The 6,000-nt window shown below is 50.2% G+C and carries 5 protein-coding genes and 1 pseudogene; 2 read left to right on the plus strand and 4 right to left on the minus strand.

All coding sequences use genetic code 11. The annotated features are described in order from the left end of the window. Positions 1 to 97: 97 nt before the first annotated feature. The 3 genes from AC2215_RS23760 to AC2215_RS23770 form a co-directional block, all read right to left on the minus strand. Positions 98 to 469 (minus strand): hypothetical protein, encoded by a 372-nt coding sequence (locus AC2215_RS23760; RefSeq protein WP_486812498.1) that lies wholly within the window; start codon positions 467 to 469, stop codon positions 98 to 100. Positions 470 to 589: 120 nt separating this feature from the next. Continuing rightward, positions 590 to 907 carry a hypothetical protein gene (locus AC2215_RS23765; RefSeq protein ID WP_486812499.1) on the minus strand — a complete coding sequence of 106 codons (318 nt, stop codon included), beginning with the start codon at positions 905 to 907 and terminating at the stop codon, positions 590 to 592. A gap of 32 nt (positions 908 to 939) precedes the next feature. After that, complete coding sequence (locus tag AC2215_RS23770) at positions 940 to 4,344, minus strand: NACHT domain-containing protein (RefSeq protein WP_486812500.1); 3,405 nt, start codon at positions 4,342 to 4,344, stop codon at positions 940 to 942. 67 nt (positions 4,345 to 4,411) lie between these two features. Here AC2215_RS23770 and AC2215_RS23775 point away from each other — a divergent pair, with 67 nt between their 5' ends. Continuing rightward, entirely contained in the window at positions 4,412 to 4,570 is a 159-nt protein-coding gene (locus AC2215_RS23775) for a hypothetical protein (RefSeq protein ID WP_486812501.1), read from the plus strand. 428 nt (positions 4,571 to 4,998) lie between these two features. On the opposite strand, the gene AC2215_RS23780 is transcribed toward AC2215_RS23775, so the two are convergent. Continuing rightward, positions 4,999 to 5,241, minus strand: a complete 243-nt coding sequence (locus AC2215_RS23780; RefSeq protein WP_486812502.1) for a hypothetical protein — start codon at positions 5,239 to 5,241, stop codon at positions 4,999 to 5,001. Between the two features lie 63 nt (positions 5,242 to 5,304). Between AC2215_RS23780 and AC2215_RS23785 the strand changes: the two are divergent. Continuing rightward, positions 5,305 to 6,000, plus strand: a pseudogene (locus AC2215_RS23785) (hypothetical protein); the annotation flags it as partial.

The raw sequence follows: 6,000 nt of genomic DNA on the forward strand, positions 1-6,000 counted from the left end.
TTCGGATAATTGCAGAGACTAGAAGCTTTAGTAGAAACCCTTTGGCGGAATTTTATAATGCCTTTATCTGAATAATTTATTGGCTTTTTCCTATAGCTTAAGCCGCCGCTAGACTTAATGTCGAACATTTGATTTTGATTCTCGATCGCAGTTCGACTTGAACGTGAATTGCCATTTTTGAGTTATTCGGAAAACTCTCAAAAGAGATTCTCCCAACTTGATAATCTAAAATATTAATAGACTCGACATTCTCAAAACTAAAAATACCGATCGAATTTTCAGCAAGTTTGAGTTCGATTTGAACGGAAGCTTGAATAATATCGATCCCAAATTTTAATGCTATGCCCAACTCATCGGTAATTTCATAGCACCAGTAACCTTCTTCTGGCTTTCTTTGAGTGGGTTCTACCCAAAAAGCTTCTAAAAACTCTAATTCATCAAATTCACCTTGCAGCTTAATTTCCGTCATCGTATCTAACCATCATATTCAACGTGCAATTTATTTACCATATAGGATAGCACTGAGAAACCGTCGGGTTTCTTGGGAGGAAACTTCCCAAAAGCTGTGAATTTGAGCAAATTTTCCCGATCAACCTGCGAAAAGAGAATCGCGAACTTCTGTATTCACTTCACCGATTTCTCCAGTTTCTCGGTTTGAAAATTGATGGGTGACTTGTTGAATCGTATTGTTATTCGATCGGGCGGTTTGTTGCAGATGTTGCTTGACAATTTGTCGAGAATCTGAGTCATCATCGAATCCCAGTCGCTTGAGTTGTCGGGCATTTTGTTGAGCGCGGCTGGAATTGTGGTCGTCGGGTTGAATGTTGCGATCGAATAGATAATCCAATTTGCGATCGTCAACGATAATCTGTCGTTGTGGATTGCCAGCTCGATCGAATGAAGTCAAGGATATGGTGAAGATGAATGGCTAGGGGTCAATTATACCGACGATCGTCCCTCCCATTCGGCTAACTTTTCCTGGGCGAATTGGCGTAATTTCTCGTCAGTGTCGTTAGCGGATCGATCGCGCAGGAGTTCGAGAATTTCCGGGCGATCGGGGTAGTTTTTTAGCATCGTTTCTAGGGCAACTTTTCGGGGATTGTCTTGCAAATCGTACTCGCGAACGAAGGAATCGGTATGGGCAATTTGAGAGAATAGTTCAAACATTCCCGGTTCCTCCTTCCACCCCCGCGCCAACTCCTGCACCGCCGCTCGTCGCACATCCGAATCCTTATCTTGGCGGGCTTTATCTTGGAGGAGGGGGAGGGTGTCCGCATCATCTTTCCACCCCCGCGCCAACTCCTGCACCGCCACGTATCGCACTGTCGAATCCTTATCTTGGCGGGCTTTATCTTGGAGGAGGGGGAGAGTATCCCCGTCGTCTTTCCACCCCCGCGCCAACTCCTGAACTGCCGCTCGTCGCACAGCCCAAAACCCATCGTTGCGAGCTCTATCTTTGAGGAGGGGGAGAGTATCCCCGTCGTCTTTCCACCCCCGCGCCAACTCCTGCACCGCCGCTCGTCGCACATCCCAATGCTCATCGTGGCGAGCTTTATCTTTAAGCCAGGGGAGGGTATCCCCATCGTCTTTCCACCCCCGCGCCAACTCTTGCACTGCCGCTTGTCCTACACGCCAATGCTCATCGTGGCGAGCTTTATCTTTAAGCCAGGGGAGGGTATCCCCATCGTCTTTCCACCCCCGCGCTAACTCCCGCACTGCCGCTTGTCGCACCCACTCATTCTCATCGTGGCGAGCTTTATCTTTAAGTATGGGGAGGGTATCCCCGTCGTCTTTCCACCCCCGCGCCAACTCCTGCACTGCCGCTTGTCGCACATCCGAATCCTTATCGTGGCGGGCTTTATCTTTAAGCCAGGGGAGGGTATCCCCGTCGTCTTTCCACCCCCGCGCCAACTCCTGAACTGCCGCTTGTCGCACATCCGAATCCTTATCGTGGCGGGCTTTATCTTTAAGCCAAGGCAGGGTTGCCGGGAAATCGTGCCAAACTTCCGCAAGGGTGGACACTGCCTGGGTGCGAATCTCTCGAATGCGATTGAGATCTTCGCGATCCCAACTCGAATAAGGAATATCAATAACTACCCCATACCCCGTCAACTCTTCCAACCTGTCGCGAATCTTGCCATCAATTTCCCCCATCTCCCCCCGACTCCTCACTTCCCCCAAACACTCTGCCGCCAAAAAGACATGTACGAACTTCTCATCCGTCTGCCCCATCAAATACTCAATAATCTCCCCCACAAACCTCCCATCCAGCATCCCCGCCATCAACCGCAGCACCTCGTGCCAACTCTCCTCTTGCCAGTGCTTGCCGAATACCTCCGTCTTCAAATCCTCCAACTCGATACTGCGTTCCTTCTCAAACTGCCACACAAACGCCCAACCGCAGAAATACTCTAAAAACGTCCGATGCACGAACCCGAAATAATCTTCGTTGTGTCCTCCCAAACGACAGAGGATAAAATCCCGCTGTCGCAGTTGCTCGATAATCAACTTGGCAAATACCGTCGCCTGGTTCCCCACCACCCCCGTCAAACATTCAGCAATCGCCTCGCGTAATTCCTCTCGGGGGATGATATTTCCTTGCAATCCCTTCTCCCCCAACTGCATCCGATAGGCAATAGCGCGACAAATCTTCTGCTTCAGCGCCTCGTCGAAAATATCGGGATCGAGTTTTTCGTGCGCTAACTTCACCTTCCCCTCCATATCCCACCGAAACAGCAACACCTTCGATGCCTCTTCGTAGAGTTTGGTGCGGTTGCGGGGTAACTCCTGATTTCGATTGAGAATTGCCATCATCGTCAGCAGCAGGGGATTGGCTGCCAGTTCCCGAATCGCTCGCGACTGGGCGATCGCTTTTTCCAATCGTTCTCGTTTTGCCGCTTTTTTGCGTCCATCTCGATACGCCAACTCGTGCCAGCGTCGGATAAACTCCGCCACCTGTTCCGAGGTAAAATCTTGCAGCATCACGTGGTGGAAGTTGGCACTTTTCAGGCGTTGCTGCTGGTAGCCGATGACGCGGGAAGTAACGATGGTTTTGACGTTGGGGTAGTCTTGGGTGAAGTCGTGGATTTGAGCGATAACTTGGCTGCGACGCTTCGGATCGAACACTTCATCCAAGCCGTCGAATAAGACGATACCCCGTCCCCGCTTCAGCCAGTCGTGGAGGATGTGTTTCGGCAAATGCCCGATCCAACCGGAACCGGATTCGATAAATTCGAGAAAATTGCCGCATTCCTTCTCTTCCTTGTTTTGAACGTACTTACGCAATTCAACCAGCAGGGGAACTGGTGCGGAAACTCGTTCTTGAGGAGATAACTTCGCCCACCGCAGTGCCAGATATTTCAACAGCGTCGATTTTCCCGAACCCGGATCGCCCAATACCACAATGTAAGGATAGCGATCGCCCTCGATAATCTCTAAAATCGATCGGGGGGATTGCTCGATATACGCCCTTTGGTAGCGTTCCACCTCCACTTCCGACAGGGCTGCTGCCATTTCTCCCCGATCGCGCAACCGTACTTGCACGTCTTTGGGCAGTTCGTAATCCCTAGGTAAATATTCCTGACAGGTTCGCGCCATCTGCGGCACGAAAATCTCCCGCACCGTCAGTCGTCTGTCATCCTCGCCAATTCCTGCCGAAAGGCTATCCAAATCCAAATCGTCGTACTGTTCGAGCAGTCCTTCGCGATATTTTTCTAAGTCAAACTCGGCAGCAATGGGAGAACCGGCGATCGCGGCGTCTGCGATGCGATCGAGATTTTGGGAATCCAATACCTCCCGCAGTTCTGCATCATCCCGGACGATATCCCGCACCTTCTGCCGATACGCTTCCCCCAACTGCAACCAGTCGAACCCCGCAGGCAAATAGGGTAAAGGCTTACCGTCAAAAGCTTCCGGGAATCGATTTCGCCACCATTGCGGCGTTCCCTTCTGCTTCCAATCCGCCCTCTGCCCGTACTTCACCTGCTTCCACCGCTCTGCCAACGTTGCCCCATCCACTTGCAGACACCGCGCTGAAAACGCCGCGCCCAAAACCTGTCGCACATTTTTATCCCGGACAAAGGCTTTCAGGGGTTCGACAAAGGGCTTTATCTCCTTCTGGTGCAACCCCGCCTTAACTAACTCCCCTGCAAACAGCGTCGCAAATTCCTTCAGCGCCTCTTTCACAGCACTCTGGGCAAACGGCTTCTGCGCCAGGGTTGCAGCACCTTCAATCCTGTCAATAAAAAAGTCCTTAACGTAATCTTCGAGGGCACCCTTCGCCAAATCCGAAACGATCGGTCCGACTAACATCGAGATCGCCGTCATCGTTACGGGGTCTACCATCGCCCTTCCCTCGTTTTATGGGGTATGAAGGTCTAAAGTTGTAGTATAACCTTTAGATTCTGGGTGAATGCGAGCTGGGGGAGCTGGGGAAGAGGCAAACCTTGAAATCTCGGATTTGCATCAAAAGCGCGATCGCATCAATTCTCAAAAGCATCACCCCATCCCCTCATATCGTGCGGGTTGCGATCGCATCATTCATCAGCTCGATCGCCCCAAATCTCCCTAACCCTATGAAATATTCTTATCGAATCGATGCCTTTACAAAAATCAATGTGTGAGAATACTGTCAATAAGCAACGAAAAAATAGGGTTTCGTGGTAAGATTAAAATCAACGCCCAAGGGGCTATTGTGTCTAAATATAAAACAGCATCAAAAAAGCCGATAACCTCGTTCGTTATTGACACCTCTATTGATAAAGCCGATTTTTCGCGTCACCAAGTTCGATCGGTGTTTGTAAAAAATAATAAATAAATATTGACATTCACGAATTAATTAGGGCTGCGATTCGACCGCGCTTGTCAGAAAATATATCGCTGTAGCCACATGAGGTGCCTCAAAGTGCGATCGCACACAGCCTAATCTTGCAATGTATTGGCTTTTGGGGCTTAGGAAGAATGGAACTGCCCAAAAAACAAGAGCAGTCCGGGAGTCAGTTAGCCCCGGTCGCCTACCGCCGGGGTTGAATGACGACTCGGGAGGTTAAAACCTCCTGTATCTCTTCCTTTCAATCCCATTCGCCCCAAGGCTTCTAAGTACTCACTCAAACTAACCCCAGCATCTTCGGCTAAATACTTGATCCCCTCCCACGCCGTATCAGTCACTCGAATGGTGTGGCGGTTCTTGACTTCATCGTGTAATCTCGGTCTGCCGGGTTTTCTAGACTTTTTCTCACTCATAGATTGACAGATTCGGTTTTAGGAAGCTTTAATCATAACAGACCACGAACAGAGGTCAAACTCGTGAAGTACCACACACAGCAAATTAAATTAAACGTTGACGATGCGACCCGTGCGTTGATGGAGTATCAGTGCAGAGTCTCAAACGACCTATACAACACCGTTCTGTACTCTATTCGTCAACGGTACTTTGAGAATAACCGAGACTTCTACATCGCACCGGGTCGAGATGACCAACCCCGGCAATATCGGAAACTAAAAGTAGTAAAAGGGGTGTCCTACGCAAAGCTATGCAAAGACTTTAAGACCAACCCGAACTTCAAGTCTTTGACCAGTGCCATGGCTCAACAGACGATTAAATCCGTCGTTGAAGCCGTCACGTCTTATAACCAACTACTCGATCGATACTTCCAAAACCGGGGGAATCAACGCCCGCGTCTGCCCGGTTATCGAACCTCACGTGGAATGGCTCCGATCGCCACCCCTGGGCGTTGGGTCAAGTGGGACATCGAAACGGGTGAGTGCATCCTTCCGATGGGTAAAGCCGTTAAAAACGATATCACTACGGAACTACAGTTAACCCAGGTGCGGATTAATGGCGGGTACGGCTTCAACCCGGAGGACGTTATCGAAGTCCGAATCCTCCCGAAACTGGGTCAGTTCTACGTCGAGTACGTCTACTTCAATCGAGGTGCGCGTTGCCCCCTGAACCATCTCGATCGCACCCAAGCGCTGGGAATAGACCACGGTCGGGACAAC

This window comes from Zarconia sp. (assembly GCF_057467645.1).

Excerpts from the sequence above, each read along its gene's own strand:
- AC2215_RS23760 (WP_486812498.1), bottom strand. The coding sequence starts at position 469 with ATGACGGAAATTAAGCTGCAAGGTGAATTTGATGAATTAGAGTTTTTA.
- AC2215_RS23770 (WP_486812500.1), bottom strand. The coding sequence starts at position 4,344 with ATGGTAGACCCCGTAACGATGACGGCGATCTCGATGTTAGTCGGACCG.
- AC2215_RS23775 (WP_486812501.1), top strand. The coding sequence starts at position 4,412 with ATGCGAGCTGGGGGAGCTGGGGAAGAGGCAAACCTTGAAATCTCGGAT.
- AC2215_RS23780 (WP_486812502.1), bottom strand. The coding sequence starts at position 5,241 with ATGAGTGAGAAAAAGTCTAGAAAACCCGGCAGACCGAGATTACACGAT.